Raw genomic sequence first — 22,168 nt, 5'->3', positions numbered from 1 at the left:
TTCCTGTAATATAATTTATGGAAGGGAGTGTTATAAATGGGCGAAATAGACATAAGCAAAGAGGCAATCGAAAAGGATTTGGCGTTGATTAAAACGTGTTTAAGACTCATTAATCAAGCGGTGATTTTAAGGGAACGCAGTGGCGAAACCTTTACCCCTTCTGAAAATGAAGAATTACATATATTAATTTCTAAAATTGATAAGGACTTAAATGAACTTAAAGTGAACATAAATTATGATACAAGGTAAAGGGAGAGATTAGGAACGGTTTGAAATCCAGTCTTTTGCCTTAACGATGCCAACCAACTATAATGAAACGATAGATGGTTTTTAAAGGAGATTTTTTAATGAATACACGAATGAATACAAGATATAAAATTACACGTCATGACGAAGAAGGCAATCCAACGCTTAGCCTGCAGGAATGCCAAAACTTCTTTGCGACAAAATCGGATTTCGAATATAGAGATTACTACAGTGTCACACAAGACGGTGTTAATATGAAAATTAACGGCTACTTCTTTATGTGGCATATAGAAGGTCTGGAAATACCGTTCCGTTTTTACGAGAACGAGCTTTATGTTGCGGTATCACACCCTGCTGTAATGGATAAAACGAAGGAAGTAGCGCGCGGCTTGGAAGCGAATTATATTGAAGGATAATTTCTATTCAGACAGTTGGGACCGGGAATCCGGGGCCGACTGTTTATTTTATTTTGGGAAGGTAGGGTTTACAAATGAATTTATTAATTTTAGGCGGAACTGGCCGGGTTGGAAGTCACTTGGTTGAAAATGCACTTCAGGACGACCATCATGTAACGGTTCTTGTTCGTACACCGGAGAAAGTCCAAATCCAGCATAACAATTTAACGGTTGTTCAAGGGGATGTGCTTAGTAAGGAAGATATTGGGCAGGCGATGCATGGTTTGGATGTGGTAATGAGTGCACTGAATACGGATGGGGGAACGACTCTAACTGACAGCATGCCGCTAATTATTGATGCGATGAAAAAGGAAGGCATTAAACGAATCATCACAATCGGTACTGCCGGCATCCTGCAAAGTCGCGTCAGCCCAGAACTGCTGCGCTACCAGTCGAGCGAATCCAAGCGGAAACTAACCCGTGCTGCTGAAGAACACCATAAAGTGTACGAGTTGTTGCTGCAGTCGGGACTTGATTGGACAATTGTCTGCCCTACATATTTGCCTGACGGGGAACGGCTCGGAAACTACCGGGCAGAGCGAGATTTTTTACCGGTAGACGGCAGCCAAATTTCAGTTCCGGATACAGCGGACTTTGCCTATAGCTTATTGGAAAGCAGTGATTTTATAAAAGCGCGCGTAGGGATCGCGTATTAACTTAATTTAGCTGAAATCATTTTGAAAATGCCGATGCCTGTAAGCTTCAATGTCATTTTTTCATTATTTGAAAGGTTCTTCTCAACGTAAACAGACAGGTTATCGATTTTGATTTCATTATAGTTATGCACGTCTTTCGGCTTACCTAAATGAGTCATCAATTCCTGGACGGGCGGGGCGCAGCAAGCGTTCACAGATATAGTTTTTACGGAAACAGGCTTGCCTTTTGACTGCATCCATTTTTTCGTATTTGTATCAAGTTCGATTTGCATGAAGGGTTCCTCGCTTTCGTAGAGAAGTTCTAATATCTCCGCTCAATGTTCTAATAAACTTAAAATAGTTCTAATAAAACGGCGGTTTTCTAATATATATGTACGATCTTCTAATAAGTGTTCCCGATGTTCAAATAAGTACCGCGGAAGTTCTAATAAACAACGGACATGTTCTAATATAACGGAAAATCTTCTAATATCCGTAATGCTTCTACCATATCATAAAACACAAAATTTAAAAGAAACAAAAAAACGAACGATTCGGCTTCTCCGGTAAAGGAGCAATCCCAATCGTTCGTTTTAACGTTTACGAAGATAAAAATAGTTTCTATTAAAATGAGTAAAAATCTAAGAGGTGGGTATTAATGCTGTATAACAAATTTAGAGGAGGGATTCTAAATGAATCATTTGAAAGCGTTGGTTATTAAATTTGTGATGATTGCGGCAGTTTTAGGTATTATTCTTGCAGGGATTTTTGATTTTGCATTTAGTGACACATTAGTAATCAGTTTAGTGTTAACACTTTTAGCTTATGTTGTAGGGGATTTAGGGATTTTCCAAAATGCCGGTGCCCGCGCAGAGCAGGATAAACGGAATATCGTCGCAACATTATCGGATGTTCTTTTAGCAGCAATTGTTATTTACTTTATGGGACAAAGCTATTCTGAAAACAGCGAGAATATTGTAGCAGCTGCCATTGTTTCAGCTGTAGTCATAGGTTTAGGGGAATGGTTCTTCCACAAATATATTGATAGACACGTATTTGACAGAGCCGATGCAACAGATGCTCAAAGAGAATATTAACAGTTTCGTAATGGCGCTTTCCAATTAGGAGAGCGCTATTTTTACATTCAAAAAAGAACACGGAAATTAATCCGTGTTCACTGTAGTTATTTTCGAGTTGTCGTAGTTTCCCACATATCCTTAAGCCAAGCATCAAACTGTGCGCCTTTTTCGCCTTCATATGTGTTGTAAATATCGATACGCATTTTTTCCAATTTCACTTTGAAGTCTTCATACGTGTGGTCCGCAGGCAAGCTCTTCTTAATGCGTTTGAAAATTTTACGCAAGTCTTTGAACAATTCGCCTTTAGGTGCTTCAGACGGTTCAACTTGCTGACCCATTTTCTTTAAATGTTTCGCCGCAGCATCACGAACTTTCGTTACTAAATCGGCTTTCGCAACATATTGCAAAATTTTGATCGATTCATCCGCTTTAATTTTCGCTAATTCCTGTACTGCATCTAAACGTGCTTCCCAGTCTGCTGTACGATTTACGGCCTTCTTTAATTCACTGAAATTTTCAGGTAATTGTGGTGCTGTTTCTTGATTTTGTTGACTCATTATTTTGTCTCCTTTGTCATTGCCTTACTAGCAATGATCCGCTCCATCCATTATAGCATGAAAGCGAGGCAATTACTCGTTCTAGTGGATGCGCGGATACGATTGCAGTAAGGAAGATTTTCTAATAAAACGTTGCATTATTCTAATATCCCGAAAAATGTTCTAATAAAAGTGAGATATTCTAATATAAATCCTATTTTTTCTAATAAGTGCCCCAACTATTCAAATAAAACACGCAAATGTTCTAATATCCCATTCAACTCTTCTAATAAGTACCCGAACTTTTCTAATAAAATCCCGGTCCGCTGCCGCACAATGTGAAAAACAATGCTTTCACCCCAAAAAAAAGCCCGACTAAACGAGATCTTCTAATAAACCCAGCCAATGTTCTAATAACCGACGCAACTCTTCTAATAAGTACCCGAACTTTTCTAATAAAATCCCGCCGCGCTGCCGAACAACGTGAAAAACAATGCTTTCACCCCAAAAAAAAGCCCGACTAAACGAAATCTTCTAATTAACCCCGCCAATATTCTAATATCCGACGCAATTCTTCTAATAAGTACCCGAACTTTTCTAATAAAATCCTACCCCGGCAACCGGCCAACGTGAAGATCAACGCTTGCCCTCAAAAAAGCGCCCGACTAACTTAGATTTTCTAATAAAATCCCGCCCCGCTGCCGCACAGCCTAAAAATCCCGCGCACACACTCTAAAAAAGCACAACCTCAAACACGAAATCTCAACTCATTTCAGTTACACTCTTACTAAGCAATTGACAAAGGAGGAATTCAACTAATGTTCCAAAACAAAACCGTGATCGTAACAGGGGCAGCGCAAGGAATCGGGCGCTCCGTAGCAACTCATTTTGCAAAAGCCGGTGCCAATGTGATCATCGCAGATATCGAACATGACTTAGGTGTCCAGCTGGCAGGCGAACTCCAAAAGGAAGGCTACTCCGCTATTTTTGCAGAGACCGATGTGCGCAGTGAAGAGAGCGTCCGTCAATTGATGGAAATGGCCGCAGCCCGTTTTGGAGAAATTCATATTTTGATCAATAATGCGGGGAAAGGGAAATGGATTTCACCGCTGGAATTATCGCTCGAAGACTGGGATGACATCATCAATACGAATTTGCGCAGTGTCTTTTTATGTTCGCGTGAAGCGGCAAAACGGATGAACAGCGGCGGGGCGATCATCAATCTTGCGTCAACGCGTGCGGTCATGTCCGAACCGAATTCAGAAGGCTATGCCGCATCAAAAGGCGGAATCCTGGCCTTGACTCATGCATTGGCAAGCTCATTCAGTGAGCTGAACATAACAGTAAACAGCATTTCACCGGGATGGATTGAAACAGGGGATTACGATGCCCTAAGACCCTCCGACCACAAACAGCATTTTTCAAACCGTGTCGGCAAACCGGATGATATTGCCCGCGCCTGTCTGTATTTAGCGAACCCGGAAAATGATTTTATTACCGGGACGGATCTGACAATCGATGGCGGAATGACGAAGAAAATGATTTACGAAGAATAGTAGAATGAATGGCGCTTTCCTGCAAGAAGGAACAGCGCCATTTTCCATTATAAATCGCACTTCTCGTTCTATCATCGTAATCTAATAGAGTTCTCAGTATTTTCTAATTTTGGGATGGTACATTTACAATTAATAAATTTTGGAGGGATGCCTAATGAAAATTGTAATTGTACCATCAGGGTTTAAAGAATGTTTGGACGCAGAGGATGTCGCATTAGCAATGGAACGTGGGGTAAGACGATTTGACCCGACCGTTGATTTGGAAGTAATACCAATGATTGATGGCGGGGAAGGGTTTGTGAAGACGATTGTTCGTTTAAAGAATGGAGAAATCGTATATAAAAAAGTAACCGGACCGGTCGGCAAAAAGATTAAAAGCTATTTTGGTATTTACACAGAAAACGGGAAACGGAATGCGGTTATTGAGATGGCGGCGGTGGCCGGTTTGAAGCTTGTTCCGCGTCATCAAAGAAATCCGTTGAAAACGACTACTTATGGTGTAGGGGAATTGATTGTTGCGGCAATTGATATGGGCATTGATAATATTCTGATTGGCTGCGGTGATTCGGGTACGTCGGACGGGGGTGCGGGAATGGCGCAAGCATTGGGCATTCGGTTTTTGGACGAAAACAAGCAGATTGTACATGTGAACGGCGGGGAAGATTTAATGGAAGTAGAATCTATTGATATGCAAAATGCAGATCCAAGGGTAAAGAACGTTTCAATCAATGTGGCATGTAACTGGAACAATATTTTATGCGGCGAAAAAGGGGTGGCGCATATATTTGGACCGCAAAAAGGAGCTACACCAAAACAGGTGGAACAATTAGCATCAGCGCTTGATCATTATGCGGATCTAATTGAACAGGCAACAAAAATGGATGTCCGTTCATTACCGGGCAGCGGGGCATCCGGCGGGTTAGGTGCGGGGCTAATTGCATTTGCGGGTGCCACATTGCATCAACGGTTCAATATCATCATGAAATATATCAATATAGAAGAAAAAATTCTGACGGCGGATATCGTATTAACAGCGGAAGGCAGTCTTGATTTTCAGACACCGAACGGGAAAATTCCTGCTGAAGTGGCACGCATTGCGAAAAAGAATCACATCCCGGTCATCGCGATTACCGGAACAATCGGCAAAGGCGCAAATCTGAACTATCATGCCGGTATTGATGCCTACAGCAGCATCATTCAAAAACCGATATCTTTGGAAAAGGCGATTAAAAAAGCACCGAAATGGATTGAGGAAAGTACGGAATCGGTTTTACGGAAAGTTTCAATTGGCATGGAAATAGCCAATAAAGAGAATAGAAAAGAAAGAGCGATTTAACATGCCTAGCAGAGTAGAAAGAAATAAAAAAAAGCAAAATCGCCTGAAAACAAAGATTCAATCGATGCCGAGAAAGACAGCGATCATTATTTCCATACACATTCTGATTCTGATTACGGTTATTTTCATACAAGATTTGGATTACAGTGCAAAAGTTGCTCTATTTGCATTCTTATGCGCGATGACATTATGGGTGACAACGAAATTTTCAGCAGGCTGGGTGGCGATGGCACTTATTGCATTTATAATTTTAATGAATGCAGCAGAGCCTGATTTATTGTACAGCTCATTATCCGAAAAAGTTGTGTGGCTTATGATTGGCGCGTTTATTATCGGGGAAGCCGTTAAAAAATCCGGGCTGGCCGAGCGACTGACGATGTTCATCTTAAGTAAATCGAATAAAAAAGAGAATGTCGTGCTCGGGCTAAGTTCGGTATTGTTTGCATCGGCCTTCTTCATCCCTTCAACATCGGGACGGGCAGCATTATCAATGCCAATCATTAAACAAATAAGCGAAAAATTCTCTTCCAAAGAACAAAGCGTTTTGGCGATTATCGCACCGGTCATTATTTTAATGAGTACATCGGCGACCTTAATCGGAGCAGGTTCCCATTTAATCGGCGTCGGTTTTCTCGAAAGTATGGCCGGTAAATCGATTTCCTACATCCAGTGGTTAATATGGGGAGTTCCGTTTGCACTTGTTGTAACATTGCTTTCATTAATCGTCATCAAATGGATATTGTGGCCACGGGATGGTGCAGATGAATTGGAAAGTACTGTAACGATACCTTTAACTAAACCTTTTGAAACAGATGAAAAAAAGACAATGATGCTCATATTATTTTTAATCATCGGCTGGATGACAGAAAGCCTTCACGGATTGGATATTGAACTGATTACAGTAATCGGTGCCATTCTTTTCATGATGCCGAACTTCGGAATTATCAGCTGGAAACAGGGAATGAATGCCATTTCGTGGAATCTTGTGATGTTTGTTGCGGCAGCGACGGCGCTCGGCAAAGTATTGGTCGATACAGGGATTGTGGAATGGATAGAAAGCGAAATGATCAGCGTCCTGCATCTGTTTGTCGGTGCACCGGACTGGCTGATTGTGCTAATGATCCTAACGATTACCGTGACAAGTCATCTATATATTACTTCCCATACGACTCGTGCCATTGTCTTCATTCCAGGGTTGATCTTATTCAGTGAATTAATCGGGGTCAACCCGTCAACTGTCGTGTTTTTAAGTTTGATCGGGATGAATTATTGTGTAACGGTGCCAGTCAGCTCAAAAGCACTGCTGCTGTTTTATGAGGAAGGGGATATTTCCTATGATGCGCGGAACCTCGTAAAGCTTAGCGCTATTTTAATGCCCCTATATATATTCATCATCATGTTGTTCTACTTTACTATTTGGCAATGGACAGGCATGCATTTATAAAGTCAGTGTCAATTTCCAATTAAGGAAATTGACAATTTTTTTCTGTATTTAACACGATTCCTAGCAATTATTAACTAATAGTTCTAAATTTAAAAATTGTTCAGAAAATAAAGATTGTTTTTATTATTACCCTGTTATAATATAAAACGTATTAAATAACTAGGGATTAATAGTGGAGGCATTTAGCATGAAAAAATTATTATCAATCGTTACATTATCAGCACTTGTTTTAGCAGCATGTGGTGGCGACAAATCAGAGGAAAACGCAAGCGAAGCAAAAAATAAATTAGAGGAAATCCAGGCAGACGGGAAAATTCAAATCGGTCTTGAAGGAACATTCCCTCCATTCAGCTTCCATGATGAATCAGGAGCGTTAACAGGCTTTGAATATGAAATTGCTGATCAAATCGCAAAAGACCTTGGTGTTGAAGCAGAATATGTTGAAACAAAATGGGATTCTTTAATTGCAGGTTTAGATACAGATAAATACGATTTCGTTATTAACAACGTATCGATTACAGATGAGCGTAAAGAAAAGTACGACTTCTCAACGCCATATATGAAATCAGAAGCGGTAGTTGCAGTCCATACAGATAACACAGAAATTAAAGAGCCGGCTGACATGGACGGCAAAAAATCTTCACAAACAATTACAAGTAACTTTGCCCGCGATGCAGAAGCGCTTGGTGCAGAAGTAGTCGCAACAAATGATTTAATGAGTTCAATCGAGCTTGTTGTACAAGGCCGCGCAGATGGAACAATCCATGACCGTGTAACATTCCTGACATACTTGCAGGAACAGCCGGATACGAAATTGAAAGTGCTTGACGGTGCGATCAATTCAACTGATATCGCATTAATTTTAAATAAAGAAAACGATGAGTTCCGTGAGAAGTTAAATGAAATTATTAAAGAACGTACAGAAGACGGTACATTCGAAGCAATTTCGGAAAAATATTTTGGTGAAAATGTTATTTCAAACAACTAATGGAAAGGTCGTTTCGACGGCCTTTTTTACGTGGATTTAACTATAGAAAGGAGTGTTAGTGGATGAGTAGAGAAATGGATATTTTACTTAACTCAATCTGGCCGATTTTAAAAGCAGGACTTCTTGTTACCATTCCGCTATCGCTCATTGCCTTTGCCATCGCATTAGTTATCGCAGTCGTAACGGCACTGGCGAGAATCTCGAACTACAAAGTATTGCGCTGGATTTTCGGTACGTATGTCTGGGTATTCCGTGGAACACCACTATTGGTGACATTGTTTATCGTATTCTTCGGGCTTCCGAAAGTGGGGATTACCCTTGATGCATGGACAGCGGCGATTATTACATTCTCGCTGAATACGGGTGCCTATGCATCTGAATCGATTCGAGCTTCGATTTTGGCCATTCCAAAAGGACAATGGGAAGCAGCGGAATCTCTCGGTATGACGTATTGGCAAATGATGAGACGAGTGATCGCACCGCAGACTGTCCGAATTTCATTGCCTTCAGTGGCCAATGATTTTATCGATTTGGTAAAAGGAACATCTTTAGTTGCGAGTATCACGCTGGCGGACTTATTCATGGTCGGACAGCAAATTACCGCACGTACATATGAGCCGCTTATGATTTATTCACTTTGTGCGGTCATCTATTTAATTTTCATTAGTATTCTGATGGTCATTCAAAGCCGCCTGGAAAAATACGCATCGAAGTATGTATAAGAGTGGCAAGTGAAGCGCTAGAAGGGAGGGCTTATTATCGTACAATTTCAGCAAATGTCGAAGTTCTTTGGCGAGAACGAGGCATTGAAAAATATCAATTTAACATTCCATGAAGGCGAAACAACGGTTATTTTAGGTCCATCCGGTTCAGGGAAATCAACGCTGTTACGCTGCATCAATTTATTGGAGCGACCTGAAAAAGGAATTTTGACAGTCGGCAACCAGACAGTTGAACTGAACAAGCCGATCTCTCAAAAGAACCTGCTTTCAATTCGCCAAAATACGGCGATGGTATTCCAAAGCTTCAATCTGTTCCCGCATATGAAAGTGCTTGAAAATGTGATGGAAGGACCGGTTACCGTTTTAAGGAAAGATAAAGCGGCTGCAAGACAAAAGGCAAAGCAATTATTGGAGAAGGTTGGCCTGAGTCATAAAACAGACCAGTATCCATCGCAATTATCCGGCGGTCAGCAGCAGCGTGTCGCCATCGCGAGAGCATTGGCAATGGAACCGCAGTTTTTACTGTTCGATGAGCCGACGAGTGCACTGGATCCCGAGCTTGAGGGAGAAGTGTTGAAGGTGCTGAAAGACTTGGCGGAGGAAGGCAAGTCGATGATTATCGTGACGCACAACCTGAATTTTGCGCGCGAAGTGGCAGACCGGATTTTATTTCTGGAAAACGGTGAAATCGGCTATGACGGCGTAACCGAAAACTTCTTTACAGCGAACAACAACGAACGGATTCAACAATTTATAAAATCTATGCAATTTATCTAACTAGGGGGATTCAACATGACAACAGAGAAAACAAATGTAGAGAGCTTTGATTTAGACCATACAAAAGTAGTGGCACCTTATGTACGACTTGCCGGTACAAAAACAGGAGCGAAAGGCGATGTCGTAACAAAATACGATATCCGTTTCAAACAGCCGAACAAAGCACATATGGAAATGCCGTCACTACACTCTTTAGAGCATTTAATGGCAGACCGTATCCGCAACCATAGTGAAGATGTCGTTGATTTATCGCCAATGGGCTGCCAAACAGGCTTCTACTTGGCATTACTGAACTACAATGATTATGACGGCGTATTAACGATTATTGAAAATACACTGCAAGATGTACTGAAGGCAGAGTCTGTTCCAGCATGTAATGAAGTACAATGCGGCTGGGCAGCAAGCCATAGCTTAGAAGGCGCAAAAGCATTAGCTGAAGAATTTTTAGCAGGCCGTGCTGAATGGCATATCGTTTTCGGAGAATAATTGTTGAAGCAAGTCTCCTGTGAGGGTTCTCTCGCAGGAGGCTTTTTTAATGTTCTAATAACAGGTCGAGTTGTTCTAATATATCCGGAAAACTTCTAATAAAAGTGCGATCTTCTAATATAAGTATAAGATGTGCTAATAAGTTCTCCACTTGTTCTAATATCACCCGCAGAAGTTCGAATAACCTTCCCCGAAGTTCTAATATGTGTCCCAACTCTTCTAATAAATTCTCACGTCGTCCCCGAACAATCTGAAAAACAAAACTTCCCCCCTATAAAGCGTCCGCCTATCCACGTTATTCTAATAAACCCCGCCAATGTTCTAATAACCGATGTAACTCTTCTAATATCTAACCCAAATCTTCTAATAAAATTTACACCCCAACCCCGACCCTGAAAGTATGGAGCAAGTAACACCTCAAATGGAAGAAGTATCGGCAACAGCACAACAAGTGTCTGCATCTATTCTCGAAACATCTTCCAGCGTGCAGGAAAAGGCTTCATTTGCTCAAGACAATGCCGCGATTTCTGAAGAAGTTGCCGCCTCTTCGGAACAACAGCTTATCGCGATTGAAGAAATTTCATCATCTGCACAAGCTTTAACGGAACTGGCACAGGAATTGCAGCTCGTTATCGCGAAATTTAAATATTAAACAAAAGGCATCTTCGAGTAAGGAGATGCCTTTTTATAGGTAGAAAAGTTCGCGCAAAAGGCTAAAATAGGCTAAATTGAAGTTGTGTAAATTTGAATTCAGAAGGGGAAGGATACAATGAAAAGCGCAAAACCATTTTTAATGTTTCAAGGCGGTGTTGCTGAAGAAGCAATGAACTTCTACACATCAGTGATCGAGGACGCGGAAATTACGAGCATTGTCCGCTATGGGGCAAATGAAGGCGGAGATGAAGGAAAAGTCATGCAGGCTACTTTTTCGATTAAAGGTCAGGAATTTATGTGCATTGACAGTAATCTGAAACATGAATTTGACTTCACACCATCGTTTTCTATTTTTATTACATGTGATACGGAAAAGGAAATCGATCATCTGTATGAAAAACTGCTTGAAGGCGGACACCCGCTAATGCCAATCGGGGATTACGGTTTCAGTAAGAAGTTCGGCTGGCTAAATGACCGCTACGGCGTGTCATGGCAGATCAATTTAGCATAATAAAATGTGCCGGGTGGCGTGCATTGATACCCGGCGCTTCATTTTCTAATAAAGGGCTGAGTTGTTCTAATATATTTTAAAATCTTCTAATAAAAGTGAGATTTTCTAATATAAGTGTCGGTTGTTCTAATAAGTATGTGGTTTGTTCTAATATCACCCGCAGATCTTCAAATATCCTGCCCGGAACTTCTAATATCTGCTCCAACTCTTCTAATAAAACAGCTAGGCCGGTGGAAAAAATTCTCCCTTAATAAAATGTGCTAATAAAATCCGCAAAAGTTCTAATATCTGTTCGATAAAATAGGTGTGCCACTCTAAAAACACATCCAGCAAAAAAATATTCTAATAAAGTCCGTAAAAGTTCTAATATCCCGCCCGGAAGTTCTAATATCTGCTCCAATTCTTCTAATAAAACCGCTAGGTCAGTGCAAAAACTCCTCCACCAATAAGTTGTTCAAAAAAACTTCGCAGAACTTCTAATATCCCGCCCCAAACTTCTAATAACCACCCGAAACGTTCTAATAAAAACACACCCCAACAAATCAACCCGCATTCTGATAAAGCATCCCGCCAAACGCCCGGTTTCTCACCATCACCTTCAGCAAACCGTAGCCTAAAAGCGCACCCGCAAACGAACTCATCATAAATGCCGGGACAAATCCGAACAGCGCCGCTTCCTGACCTAAAAATAAAACCGCAATCGGATAAGTAGCCATCGCACCAAGCAACCCTGTCCCGATCACTTCACCTGCCGCTGCAAACGCCAGCTTCTTCGTTTTCGCAAACAAAAATGCAGCGAGAAGTGCGCCAATCATACTTCCCGGATAGGCAAAGATACTGCCTGTCCCCATCAAGTTTCTCAACGTCGATGTAAGAAATGCCTGTAACACCGCATACCATGGACCGAGCAGTACCGCCGATACGACATTGGCAAAATGCTGAATCGGAAAAATTTTCGCAAAACCTAATGGGATGTACACCATACTGCTGAGAATCGTCGTAATCGCTGCGATAATCGCGGAGTATGTAAGCTTTCTCGTTTTATTCATTTCTACCATCCTTTACAATAATTTTTGCAACAAAAAAACCACTTTCAATTAAGAAAGTGGTATCGTAGCCTATACAAAAATATAAAATAGGGAATCGACACTACTTTCCTACGCTAGTATTACCTAGATCAGGTGCAAAGGGTACTTCTCAGCCAAACAGGCGCCCCCAGTAGTTTTCATATTCAATTACGAGCAGATTATATTCTGCCAATATTAGGTTAATTTCACAGTTATCATAACACGGCCGTTTCATTATGCAAATGCTTTTTAGAAATTTGATTCCTTTGACCGAGAAAAACTACTGCTCATACCCGCCGCGGTAGTTGCCGGGCTGGACTTGCTGCCATGGGTTTGGTGGACCGATGAAGGTATTCGGGCGTACCGGTGCAACTGCCTGCGTCCATAAATTTTCGTTCATCCCATATGTGTGGGCCATAATATTTGCTGGTGTCAGCTTGAGCAGGTCGGAACCTAAAATGACTTCAGGTGTCGGTGCGTTGAAAATGGCAAGCAGATGCGTGTTGTTTTGCGTGGCGACTTCGTAATGCCACCAACCTTGAGGGACGTTTGCGACCTGGCCGGGGGTAATCGGAAAATGCATCAGCTGTTTCGTAAACGGATTTAAAATCGAAACAATCGCACTTCCCGCAATACAATAAACAAGTTCCGCCGCATTTTGGTGGTAGTGCGGTTCAATGACATTATTGGCGCTCAAATAAATATCAAGCAGCGATATATTATCCAATGTGTTTAACTGGTTGACGCCCATTACATTAATAAAATTTTGCTGGTCTTTTACGAACAACGGGTTTTTATTAAGGTCGAATGTAAACTGGGGCTGCACTGATGTATAATCTTGATTCGGATTCAATAGTTCACCTCTTTTTATTGTAGTTAAAGTATGCAATAATTTACTGGTGTGTGCCTATTGTCGATAGTAGCCATCCATCTAAAAATACACATATAACGCATTGATTAATGTGAAAATCAAAATAAACAGGGTAGCACCACATACAATAATTTCTGCAAAGTGGACGAACATGACTCTTTCATAACTTAACTCGGCTTTACGAAAACTAAAGAAATCCCCATGACTGATAATATAAATAAACGTACTCACGACCATTAAGGAAGACATTAAAAATGAAATTGTTGGCAAAGAAGTAACGTAGCGCGAGTTGCCTCCTGTTTCCATATAGAGCGGAATATCCAATCTCTTACTTAACACAAAACTGCCAATGACCAGGATGTAGATAATAAGCGAAATATTAAACGGGTGTATGCGGTAATCGATCAGATCAAGCATTTTTTTTGTCTTCCCTTTATACTCCCAGTCCTTATTGTCTTCTACTCTGTCACCTTTCAGCATGTAAATAATACCGGCTATTACAAGCCCCGAAAATAAATACCATTCCAGCATCGTAAAAAACAGCGTCCAGCTATAAAACGGTGCGATCACAAGTGGGAGAATAACGAGTCCAAACAACCATTTATTAACTGGCTGATTAGCAATAAGCCATTCGTTTAAAGCATGCCGTTTATCTTTTGTATGTGCTTTTTCCGGTTCCCGGTAACTGAAGATTTGATTCATTACAAAAGTGCATCCTACCAGTACTAACCCGATTCCGAAAGTAAGATAAGAAGCTTTCGGATAAATCACGACCCCATCATAATTAAGGATGATCCAGTTCCCGCATAGGGCAGTGATCAATATCCCGGTAAGCATCATATATGAAGATAAGTTTCTCATCCGTACACCTCCAATTGTTCTATTCTACGTCGATAGGCTGGAAATAGTTTCAAAACGAAACAGGAGGCATGTAAAAGCTTCTAATAACGACCTGCAATGTTCTAATAACCATCCGACATCTTCAAATAAAGCACTCCGATGTTCTAATATCCCGCCGACATTTTCTAATAACCACCCCAACTATTCTAATAAAATCCAAAACAAAAAAGCGATTGCACAAATAGAACCGTCTCCTACTGTGCAGTCGCTTTTTTCATAATAAGCTGCAATATTTCATTCGCACAAATCGCATCGGCATCGGCTGTATGATGCTTTAGTAGCGGGATGTTATATGTCTCGGCAATGACATTTAAATTATTTCTCGGGCTGTCCAAATACTTCCGCGCAAGTAGTACTGTGCAGGCAGCCGGATTTGTTGGGCGAATGCCATTTCGGAAAAACTCTAGCGCAAGAAAGCTATACCAGTCAAACCCGATATGATGACTGACGATCGGCAAATCACCTAAAAAAGCTTTAAATGTATGAATGACAGGGGAAATCGTTTGTTCATGTTTGACGCGTTCATTAGTAATTCCGTGAATATGCGAATTTTTAATTGGTTTTTCCGGATTCACAAACCGGTGAAAGAGGTCCATCGTTTCACCATGGCGTATTTTTAACGCAGCAATTTCTACGATTTTATCACCCCTAGCAGCAGAGCCTCCCGTCGTTTCAATATCGACGACAACATATTCGGGTGCCTGCTCCAGCAGTTCCACCATCTCAGGAACCTTTAAGCGCGGACTGTACGTTGTCATAAATTTTCTCAAATACTGCGCGGCAAGCTTCGTATTGTAATAGTGGCCATAACTTGTCTGTGCAATATAGCCGTGCTGTTCGAGTTCATCAATTGCCTCCATTGGATAGCTAGCGGCCAATGCTTCCCGTTTGGCAAAGCTGACAATCGAGCACGTAATCATGATTCGGATGTGCAGCCGTTCAATGTTCATAAACTTCACCTCTTCTTAATTGGAACGTTTGTTCTATAATTGAACCATATATGAAGTAAATAATAAATAAAAAAGCTGACCACTACCGAAACAATGAGTAATGGTCAGCCAATCAATTATTCAGAAAACGGATTCGGCACTGGTTGCAGACGTTCTTGGACTTTCTTCGCAACGACCGTTTTTCCTTTTGAAGGAACGGTATTTGGTATCGAAGATCTTGCTTCGAGATCTTCCCAGAAATCCGTGTTTTTAATGCCTAACACTAACGGACTGAACGTTAGGTTAAGCCTAATTTTTATCGAAATAAAGGCTTAGGAACGTTTTAGTAGCAGGTTTTTAACGGTATTCCAAATTAACAGAAAATAATTTAATTCGCAGGAAAAATCGAACGAATTTCATAATCTTTTGTACAGTAATTCAATATTCCTATCGCTCTCTTTTCCAAGAATGTATTTCTGGCAAAATATTTACACAATGATATCTTCTCTACTGGTCAGTAATGAATTGATAAGACTACATAATAGAGTAGAGGAAGTTCATATTTATTCCTTTATTTGGATTTTATTACCGCAGTTTTCCTTACAAATTTTTCGAAAATGCCGAATATTACTTCTTTAAATCAGCACTAAACCGAAACTTAGGTCTTTCTATTGGAATGTTTGAATGTCTCTTGACGTTGTAAAATGTTAGGCCTATCATTGCTAATAGAATCAATTGATAATGATTATCATTATTGATTGATAGTTCTAATAAGAAATCAAGCTGTCTTTACATAGCTGTAAACGAGAAAGGAAGTGTTGAAGTGAACTTTCAGGAGTTAAGAGGGAAAGTTGCACTTGTGACAGGTGGAGCCCAAGGAATTGGCGCAAGCCTTGTCAAAAGCTTGGCTACATTAGGAGTAAAAGTAGTTGTAATCGATTATAACGAGGAAAAATTGAGAAACCATGTGAATGGTTTAATAGAGCAGGGCCACGAAGTTTTCGCATTTTCTGCAGATGTCGGAGAAAGTAACGCCATTGATGAGGTTGTCGAGAAAGTGGAAAACGAAATCGGACCAATCGAAATGCTCGTCAATGTAGCAGGCGCATTGGCTACAGGACCGGTCGAATCATGTACTGACCGTGACTGGGCAAGGATCTTTTCAATTAATACGACAGGCGTTTTTTATGTTTCAAGAGCAGTAAGCCGTTATATGATTCAAAGAAAAGCAGGTTCCATTGTAACAGTCGGATCCAATGCCGCAAGTGTACCGAGAATTTCGATGGCGGCCTACGCAGCATCAAAGGCGGCAACGGTCATGTTTACAAAATGTCTCGGTTTAGAGCTGGCAGAGCATAATATACGCTGCAATATCGTTTCACCAGGGTCGACGGATACGGACATGCAACGTTCGATGTGGTCCGATGATCATGGCGCTGAAGTAATGATTAAAGGGATGCCTGAAACGTATAAAGTAGGGATTCCGCTGAAAAAGATTGCACAACCGGACAATATTGTCGACGCTATTCTGTTTTTCCTGTCTAATCACTCAAGCCATATTACGATGAGCAATCTTGTCGTGGATGGCGGCGCGACATTGGGAGCCGGCTAAGTCTGTCTTTTGAATTCAGAATAGTGAAACGAAAAGGAGCGGTAATATGGTAATCAAACAAAAAGCAGTAATCGAACATGAACTTTTAGATGACTATGAAGTTGGTGACTTTTTCATTGAAACACCAAAAAGAACGATTTTAGGCAAAGGTGTGTTCATGCACGTACCAGCGGGTGAACCACATCAAAACCAGATGGAAGGATTATCCGAGAAGGTGGCGGGCGCGCTGAAGAAGGCAAAAGAACAAGGGCATCCACGACCAGTCGTAACGGGCGCAGTGCCATTTGATTACTATAAAAAAGCATGTTTACTTGTTCCGGAATCTATCCAAATCGCGCCATCATTGCAGCAGGAGGAAAGGGAAGTGTCCGGTTCAGTATCTGTTACTGTCAATCGGCTCGTATCCAATCCTTCACCAGAGCACTATAAGCAAGGTGTCATGCAAGGTATTGAAAGAATAAGAAGCGGCGAACTCGACAAAATTGTGCTATCACGTTCACTGGAAGTAAGCCTCAATGAGCCGATCGACCTTCCGCAGCTGTTACGTAATCTTGCGTATCAAAACAAACATGGATATACGTTTGCAGCACCGATTAAACACGGAAATCAAAAGGCTTCGCTCATCGGGGCTAGTCCGGAGCTGCTTGTTTCAAGACAAGGGATGTACGTCATCGCGAATCCATTGGCCGGTTCACGAACTAGAAGTGAAGATCCGATAGAGAACCAAAGACGTGAAGAGGAACTGCTTTCTTCTCCAAAGGATTTACATGAGCATGCGGTCGTAGTGGAAGCAGTCATCAAGGGATTGCGTCCATTACTAAAAACGATCGAAGTTCCGGAAAAACCGTCAGTTGTTTATACGGAAACGATGATGCATCTATCGACAGTCATTAAAGGAGAGCTCCTGAAAGCGGATATCTCATCGCTTGATTTAGCCATTGCCCTTCAGCCTACACCAGCTGTTTGTGGGGCACCAACGGAAAAGGCAAGACAGGCAATCGCGGAAATTGAACCGTTTGACCGCGGCTTCTTTACAGGCACGATCGGTTGGTGTGATGCTGAAGGCGACGGGGAATGGGTTGTGACGATTCGCTGCGCAGAGGCAAATGGCGATTCATTACGATTATTTGCGGGAGCAGGCGTTGTGAGTGAATCGAAGTCTGAAGAAGAATTGGCTGAAACGGGTGCGAAATTCCAGACAATGCTTCGCGCAATGGGCATCAATACAGAACAGCTGAAGGATATTTAAACGAGTAATTACATGAAATACAACAGGGTTCACCAAAAAGGAAAAGGAGTGATTTAGATGGCTATTCCAGCGATCTCATCATATAAAATGCCGAAAGAAAGCTATCTTCCAAAAAACAAAGTAGGGTGGGAAGTCGATCCGAACAAGTCTGTCCTACTCATTCATGATATGCAGCAATACTTTATCGATTATTATGAGAAGGATTCGTCATTAGTTCGTGAATTGATTGCCAACATAAAAGCAATCAGAAAACAATGCGATGAACTTGGCATTCCGGTTGTCTATACGGCGCAATCAGGCAATCAAAACCCAGAGGACCGCGCATTACTGACTGACTTTTGGGGAACGGGACTAAAAGACGACCCGAACGTTACAAAAGTGATCGATGAATTGGCGCCAGGCAAGGCCGATATCGTATTGAAAAAATGGCGCTACAGTGCATTTAAGAAATCAAATTTACTGGAAATGATGAACGAACAAGGCCGAAATCAGTTAATCATTTGTGGGGTTTACGCCCATATCGGTTGCCTCATGACTGCTGGAGAAGCTTTCATGTCGGACATTAAGCCGTTTTTCATTGCCGATGCAGTAGCTGATTTTACACAAGATGAGCATGAAATGGCGATCAACTATGTAGCAGGACGCTGTGGGGCAGTTTATTCTACAGCACAAATTATGGACCAGCTAAAGCGTGAGGCATCTGCAAAAGCAGAGCTCGTATAAGAATTAACAGGTGGTGAAAATTTTCGCCGCCTGTTTTTTGCGTTCAAATGGAAGCAAGTTTTTTTGAAGAATAAACAGGGAATTGGTTACCGACAATGTTTTTAGACAAAAGGAGATGAAGTAGATGACAAATTCAGTGCCAAAGGAAGAAGGAATTGACCACAGCCTGAATCTTCTGAGAGAAGGTTATTTGTATATTTTAAATAGAAGACAAAGCTTTCATTCCGATCTGTTCGAAACACGATTGCTTGGAAAAAAGGCGGTCTGTATGGGCGGAAAGGAAGCGGCCGACCTTTTTTACGACAATAGTAAGTTTAAAAGAGCAGGCGTTGCACCAAACCGTGTTGCCGAAACATTATTCGGCAAAAAGGGTGTACAGACACTGGATGGAGATGCCCATAAGCACCGAAAAGAGATGTTTATGTCCATTATGTCCCCGGTCCGACTTAAAAAACTGAATGAAATTGCCGCGAAGCAGTGGGATACAGCTTTAACTAAATGGCAGCAGATGGATGAAATCGTGCTTTACGAAGAAACGCTGGAAATCATGTGCCGTACTGCCTGCGAGTGGGCCGGCGTGCCTGTTGAAGAAAAGGAAATGAAGAAACTGGCGGACGATTTACGGGCGATGTTCGAGTCAGCAACAGCAATTGGACCAGCTCATTGGGCAGGGAGAAATGCGCGAAATCGCGTGGAGAAGTGGATAAGTGAAATGGTCGGTCTGGTGCGAGAAGGCGAAGTGAACCCAGAAGAAGGTACGGCATTATACACATTTGCATGGCACCGGAATCTGGAAGGAAATCTTCTGGATTCGGAGATTGCTGCGGTGGAAGTAATCAATATATTGAGACCGATTGTAGCGATTGCGGTCTATATTAATTTCTCGGCATTGGCCGTACATCATTATCCTGAAGAGCGGGAGAAACTTAAATCCGGCGATGAAAAGAATGCACTGATGTTTGTACAGGAAGTGCGCCGTTTCTATCCATTCTTCCCGTTTGCCGCAGCAGAAGTGAAAGAGGATTTCACTTGGAAAGACTATACTTTTGAAAAAGGTACTTTAACTTTATTGGATTTATACGGAACGAATCATGACACGAATATTTGGGGGAATCCCGAAGTGTTTCAGCCGAGCCGTTTTGAAAACTGGGATGGAAGTCCGTTCAGCTTTATTCCGCAAGGTGGCGGCGATTACTATTTAGGCCATCGCTGTGCGGGGGAATGGGTGACGATTGAGATGATGAAAGTGAGTCTAGATTTCCTAGTTAACCAAATGACGTACGATGTCCCGGAACAAGATTTAAGCTACAGTAAAGTAAGCATTCCAAGCTTGCCTAAAAGCAAAGTGATTATTAATAATGTTCAGCGAGTATAAGATGAACTGATTAAGCCTGTAACCTTTTATTCGGTTACAGGCGTTTTAAATGCTAACTCGTTATCTCGATACTCTTCGCCCGATGAGCAGCGTTGGTTGTCGTCATCGGCAGTGCATAGATTGCCATTGCCGCGATAAATGCCGGGATGGCAAAGGCAATAAAGCAAATGTACACAGGTGCTGAGCCCGCTAGTAAATATCCGCCTAATGAAGGTCCGATAATGGCACCAACGCGACCTACGCAAAGTGCTGTCCCAAGACCGGTCGAACGCATTGAAGACGGGTAGTAAGAGGAGATGAAAGCATTGTTTAAATTTTGTGCTCCAATCGATGCGGCTCCTGCAAACGCAACGAGCAAATACAAAATCCACACGGTAGGATTGAAAGCAAGCAAGAAGAGGCAAATCCCCCCTAAACTATAAAGGGTTGCCAACACCTTTTTCGAACCGATACGATCGGCGATAAAACCGCCCGTAATTGATCCGATAATGGCGCCAATATTGAGGCTGAGCAAGAATAGCAGGCTGGATGTCAACGCAAAGCCGGAAGCCATCATCATTTGTGGCAGCCATGTGCTGAGACCGTAAACAAGCAGCAGTCCCATAAAGCAAATGACCCAAAAGAGAATGGTTGCTTTTGCACGACCTTCTTTAAAGAGCTTGGCAACCGGCACGTCTTTTGTTTCTTGCTCGATGATCAGCTGATCGCCGTCTTGCGGTACATAGTCTGTGTTCAGGCGGCTTAGCATATGCTGGGCCTTTGAAAGCTGTCCTTTTTTTATATAGTAGTAAATCGATTCAGGCATAGATTTAATAATGATCGGTAAAAGAAGCAGCGGAATCGCCCCGATATAAAACATCCATTGCCAACCTAAATTCGGAATGACCCATATCCCTAAAAGCGCCACACAAATGCCGCCGATGGAGTAACCGCTGAACATAATTCCTACCATTATATTGCGCATCTTTTTAGGCGAGTACTCTGATGTCAGTGTCACAACGAGCGGTGGAATCCCACCAAGCCCGATTCCTGCAAAGAAACGGAAGAAGGCAAAAGCAATAAGAGAATCCGTCAATCCTGTTAAAAGCGTAAACACAGCAAAAACAAGCACACAGGCAATAATGACATTCTTCCGGCCGATTTTGTCGGCCAACATCCCGCAAATAAACGAACCGATCAGACTGCCGATCAATGTCAAGGAGCCGATTGTCCCGAGTACGGAGGTGCTGACACCCCAATCATCTTTCAACGAGGAAATGACCGAGCCAAAGACAACAAGATCATAGCCGTCAAATAAGATGAGGAGAATGCACCATCCTAAAACAGTCGCATGTGTCTTAGTAAATGTACTATTATCGATTACTGATGAAACGTCAATTTTTCGCATATGTCCCAACCTTTTTCATAAAAAATGTTTTAATTTGTGCCCACTGAACGTGCGTCACGGTCTCCAATGAATCCTCCAAACAGACTGCAGCACTGTAACCAGGTGCAAGGAAAAAAGGAATGGTACGGGCTTTTACACGTGAGGCGGGATGATGAATCGTTCCATCTTGCCGAATCGTTGCTTCCATTAAAGAATCGTCCAAACCAAACCCTTTATATTTCCCGTAACTTTCCTTAGCAGTCCAGAGGGCATAGAAAGCTTCCTGTTCAAGAAGCTTATAGAGATGATTCTCCTCTTCGCTCCACAACGCTTGAAAGAGGGAAAAGTCCCTTATTACCTGCTGTTCCACATCAATTCCAACCGGAAACGTACTAATGGCACATGCCACATAACTTCCGGAATGTGAGAGATTGAAGTGAAGGTCTTGTCCTAGTTGGTATTTACCGTTTGAATCTTTGGAAAAGCGAACTTCCGACAATTCCTTATTGTAAGTCGTCACCAACATCATCTTCGTCAGTAAATGAGCACAAACCGTTCGCAACTGATCTTCCGTTTTCCGCATGCGTCCAACCCGCTGCACCACGTCGTTTTCCAAAAAGGGAAGATAACGTTGCCAATCAGTAGGCATCT

General features: G+C 41.9%; 24 protein-coding genes, 1 pseudogene and 1 riboswitch. Of the genes and pseudogenes, 17 read left to right on the top strand and 8 right to left on the bottom strand.

Annotated elements, in window-relative coordinates; translation table 11 throughout:
* Positions 1-36 precede the first annotated feature (36 nt).
* The 3 genes from MKX73_RS02730 to MKX73_RS02720 all read left to right on the top strand — a co-directional run bounded on the left by MKX73_RS02730 (position 37) and on the right by MKX73_RS02720 (position 1,357).
* Positions 37-249, top strand: a complete 213-nt coding sequence (locus MKX73_RS02730) for a phosphoglycerate mutase (RefSeq protein WP_339195772.1) — start codon at positions 37-39, stop codon at positions 247-249.
* A 98-nt stretch (positions 250-347) separates the two neighbouring features.
* On the top strand, positions 348-662 hold the full coding sequence (locus tag MKX73_RS02725; RefSeq protein WP_340716184.1) for an excinuclease: 315 nt from the start codon (positions 348-350) through the stop codon (positions 660-662).
* Positions 663-736: 74 nt separating this feature from the next.
* Positions 737-1,357 (top strand): NAD(P)-dependent oxidoreductase, encoded by a 621-nt coding sequence (locus MKX73_RS02720; protein ID WP_340716183.1) that lies wholly within the window; start codon positions 737-739, stop codon positions 1,355-1,357.
* Here MKX73_RS02720 and MKX73_RS02715 read toward each other — a convergent pair.
* On the bottom strand, positions 1,354-1,629 hold the full coding sequence (locus tag MKX73_RS02715; protein WP_340716182.1) for a CC/Se motif family (seleno)protein: 276 nt from the start codon (positions 1,627-1,629) through the stop codon (positions 1,354-1,356). The two genes, MKX73_RS02720 and MKX73_RS02715, sit on opposite strands and share 4 nt — an antisense overlap.
* A 399-nt stretch (positions 1,630-2,028) precedes the next feature.
* On the opposite strand from MKX73_RS02715, the gene MKX73_RS02710 reads away from it, so the two are divergent.
* Complete coding sequence (locus tag MKX73_RS02710) at positions 2,029-2,433, top strand: DUF2512 family protein (protein ID WP_340716181.1); 405 nt, start codon at positions 2,029-2,031, stop codon at positions 2,431-2,433.
* Positions 2,434-2,519: 86 nt separating this feature from the next.
* Here the strand turns inward: MKX73_RS02710 and MKX73_RS02705 are convergent, their stop codons facing one another.
* Entirely contained in the window at positions 2,520-2,972 is a 453-nt protein-coding gene (locus tag MKX73_RS02705) for a HEAT repeat domain-containing protein (RefSeq protein ID WP_340716180.1), read from the bottom strand.
* Between the two features lie 797 nt (positions 2,973-3,769).
* Between MKX73_RS02705 and MKX73_RS02700 the strand changes: the two genes are divergently transcribed.
* The 9 genes from MKX73_RS02700 to MKX73_RS02660 all read left to right on the top strand — a co-directional run bounded on the left by MKX73_RS02700 (position 3,770) and on the right by MKX73_RS02660 (position 11,425).
* Complete coding sequence (locus tag MKX73_RS02700; protein ID WP_340716179.1) at positions 3,770-4,507, top strand: SDR family NAD(P)-dependent oxidoreductase; 738 nt, start codon at positions 3,770-3,772, stop codon at positions 4,505-4,507.
* A 154-nt stretch (positions 4,508-4,661) separates the two neighbouring features.
* Positions 4,662-5,843, top strand: coding sequence for a glycerate kinase family protein (locus tag MKX73_RS02695; RefSeq protein WP_340716178.1), 1,182 nt, complete (start codon positions 4,662-4,664; stop codon positions 5,841-5,843).
* Between the two features lies 1 nt (position 5,844).
* Complete coding sequence (locus MKX73_RS02690) at positions 5,845-7,287, top strand: SLC13 family permease (RefSeq protein WP_340716177.1); 1,443 nt, start codon at positions 5,845-5,847, stop codon at positions 7,285-7,287.
* Positions 7,288-7,474: 187 nt separating this feature from the next.
* Positions 7,475-8,275 carry a transporter substrate-binding domain-containing protein gene (locus MKX73_RS02685; RefSeq protein WP_079524307.1) on the top strand — a complete coding sequence of 267 codons (801 nt, stop codon included), beginning with the start codon at positions 7,475-7,477 and terminating at the stop codon, positions 8,273-8,275.
* A gap of 62 nt (positions 8,276-8,337) precedes the next feature.
* Positions 8,338-8,997 carry an amino acid ABC transporter permease gene (locus MKX73_RS02680; protein ID WP_339173084.1) on the top strand — a complete coding sequence of 220 codons (660 nt, stop codon included), beginning with the start codon at positions 8,338-8,340 and terminating at the stop codon, positions 8,995-8,997.
* A 36-nt stretch (positions 8,998-9,033) separates the two neighbouring features.
* Positions 9,034-9,774, top strand: coding sequence for an amino acid ABC transporter ATP-binding protein (locus MKX73_RS02675; protein ID WP_445783321.1), 741 nt, complete (start codon positions 9,034-9,036; stop codon positions 9,772-9,774).
* 15 nt (positions 9,775-9,789) lie between these two features.
* Complete coding sequence (locus MKX73_RS02670; protein WP_079524304.1) at positions 9,790-10,260, top strand: S-ribosylhomocysteine lyase; 471 nt, start codon at positions 9,790-9,792, stop codon at positions 10,258-10,260.
* A 421-nt stretch (positions 10,261-10,681) separates the two neighbouring features.
* Positions 10,682-10,912, top strand: a complete 231-nt coding sequence (locus MKX73_RS02665) for a hypothetical protein (protein ID WP_340716175.1) — start codon at positions 10,682-10,684, stop codon at positions 10,910-10,912.
* A 117-nt stretch (positions 10,913-11,029) separates the two neighbouring features.
* On the top strand, positions 11,030-11,425 hold the full coding sequence (locus tag MKX73_RS02660) for a VOC family protein (protein ID WP_340716174.1): 396 nt from the start codon (positions 11,030-11,032) through the stop codon (positions 11,423-11,425).
* A gap of 542 nt (positions 11,426-11,967) precedes the next feature.
* Here MKX73_RS02660 and thiW read toward each other — a convergent pair.
* The 4 genes from thiW to MKX73_RS02640 form a co-directional block, all read right to left on the bottom strand.
* Positions 11,968-12,474: an energy coupling factor transporter S component ThiW gene (thiW, locus tag MKX73_RS02655; RefSeq protein ID WP_340716173.1), complete on the bottom strand. Its 507-nt coding sequence runs from the start codon at positions 12,472-12,474 to the stop codon at positions 11,968-11,970.
* An 88-nt stretch (positions 12,475-12,562) separates the two neighbouring features.
* Positions 12,563-12,652: riboswitch (TPP riboswitch) on the bottom strand.
* A gap of 120 nt (positions 12,653-12,772) precedes the next feature.
* Entirely contained in the window at positions 12,773-13,345 is a 573-nt protein-coding gene (locus tag MKX73_RS02650; protein ID WP_340716172.1) for a cupin domain-containing protein, read from the bottom strand.
* Between the two features lie 78 nt (positions 13,346-13,423).
* The gene (locus tag MKX73_RS02645) at positions 13,424-14,224 is read right to left on the bottom strand and encodes a nucleotidyltransferase (RefSeq protein WP_340716171.1); all 801 of its coding nucleotides are present in this window, start codon (positions 14,222-14,224) and stop codon (positions 13,424-13,426) included.
* Between the two features lie 233 nt (positions 14,225-14,457).
* Positions 14,458-15,213: a 3'-5' exonuclease gene (locus MKX73_RS02640; protein ID WP_340716170.1), complete on the bottom strand. Its 756-nt coding sequence runs from the start codon at positions 15,211-15,213 to the stop codon at positions 14,458-14,460.
* A gap of 802 nt (positions 15,214-16,015) precedes the next feature.
* Between MKX73_RS02640 and MKX73_RS02635 the strand changes: the two genes are divergently transcribed.
* The 4 genes and pseudogenes from MKX73_RS02635 (at position 16,016) to MKX73_RS02620 (ending at position 20,151) form a co-directional block, all read left to right on the top strand.
* Positions 16,016-16,804 (top strand): 2,3-dihydro-2,3-dihydroxybenzoate dehydrogenase, encoded by a 789-nt coding sequence (locus MKX73_RS02635; RefSeq protein ID WP_340716169.1) that lies wholly within the window; start codon positions 16,016-16,018, stop codon positions 16,802-16,804.
* 46 nt (positions 16,805-16,850) lie between these two features.
* Complete coding sequence (dhbC, locus tag MKX73_RS02630) at positions 16,851-18,053, top strand: isochorismate synthase DhbC (RefSeq protein ID WP_340716168.1); 1,203 nt, start codon at positions 16,851-16,853, stop codon at positions 18,051-18,053.
* A gap of 57 nt (positions 18,054-18,110) precedes the next feature.
* Positions 18,111-18,743, top strand: a pseudogene (locus tag MKX73_RS02625) (isochorismatase family protein); the annotation flags it as partial.
* Positions 18,744-18,900: 157 nt separating this feature from the next.
* On the top strand, positions 18,901-20,151 hold the full coding sequence (locus MKX73_RS02620) for a cytochrome P450 (protein ID WP_340716167.1): 1,251 nt from the start codon (positions 18,901-18,903) through the stop codon (positions 20,149-20,151).
* Between the two features lie 52 nt (positions 20,152-20,203).
* Here MKX73_RS02620 and MKX73_RS02615 read toward each other — a convergent pair whose 3' ends face one another.
* Entirely contained in the window at positions 20,204-21,538 is a 1,335-nt protein-coding gene (locus MKX73_RS02615) for an MFS transporter (RefSeq protein ID WP_340716166.1), read from the bottom strand.
* Positions 21,525-22,166, bottom strand: coding sequence for a 4'-phosphopantetheinyl transferase family protein (locus MKX73_RS02610; RefSeq protein WP_445783320.1), 642 nt, complete (start codon positions 22,164-22,166; stop codon positions 21,525-21,527). The genes MKX73_RS02615 and MKX73_RS02610 overlap by 14 nt, the downstream gene beginning before the upstream one ends.
* Between the last annotated feature and the right edge of the window lie 2 nt (positions 22,167-22,168).

The sequence above is a fragment of the Solibacillus sp. FSL W7-1436 genome (assembly GCF_038007305.1).
Taxonomy (GTDB): domain Bacteria; phylum Bacillota; class Bacilli; order Bacillales_A; family Planococcaceae; genus Solibacillus.
Note: the sequence above shows the minus strand (reverse complement) of the source record. Positions and strands in the feature narration are given on the sequence as shown.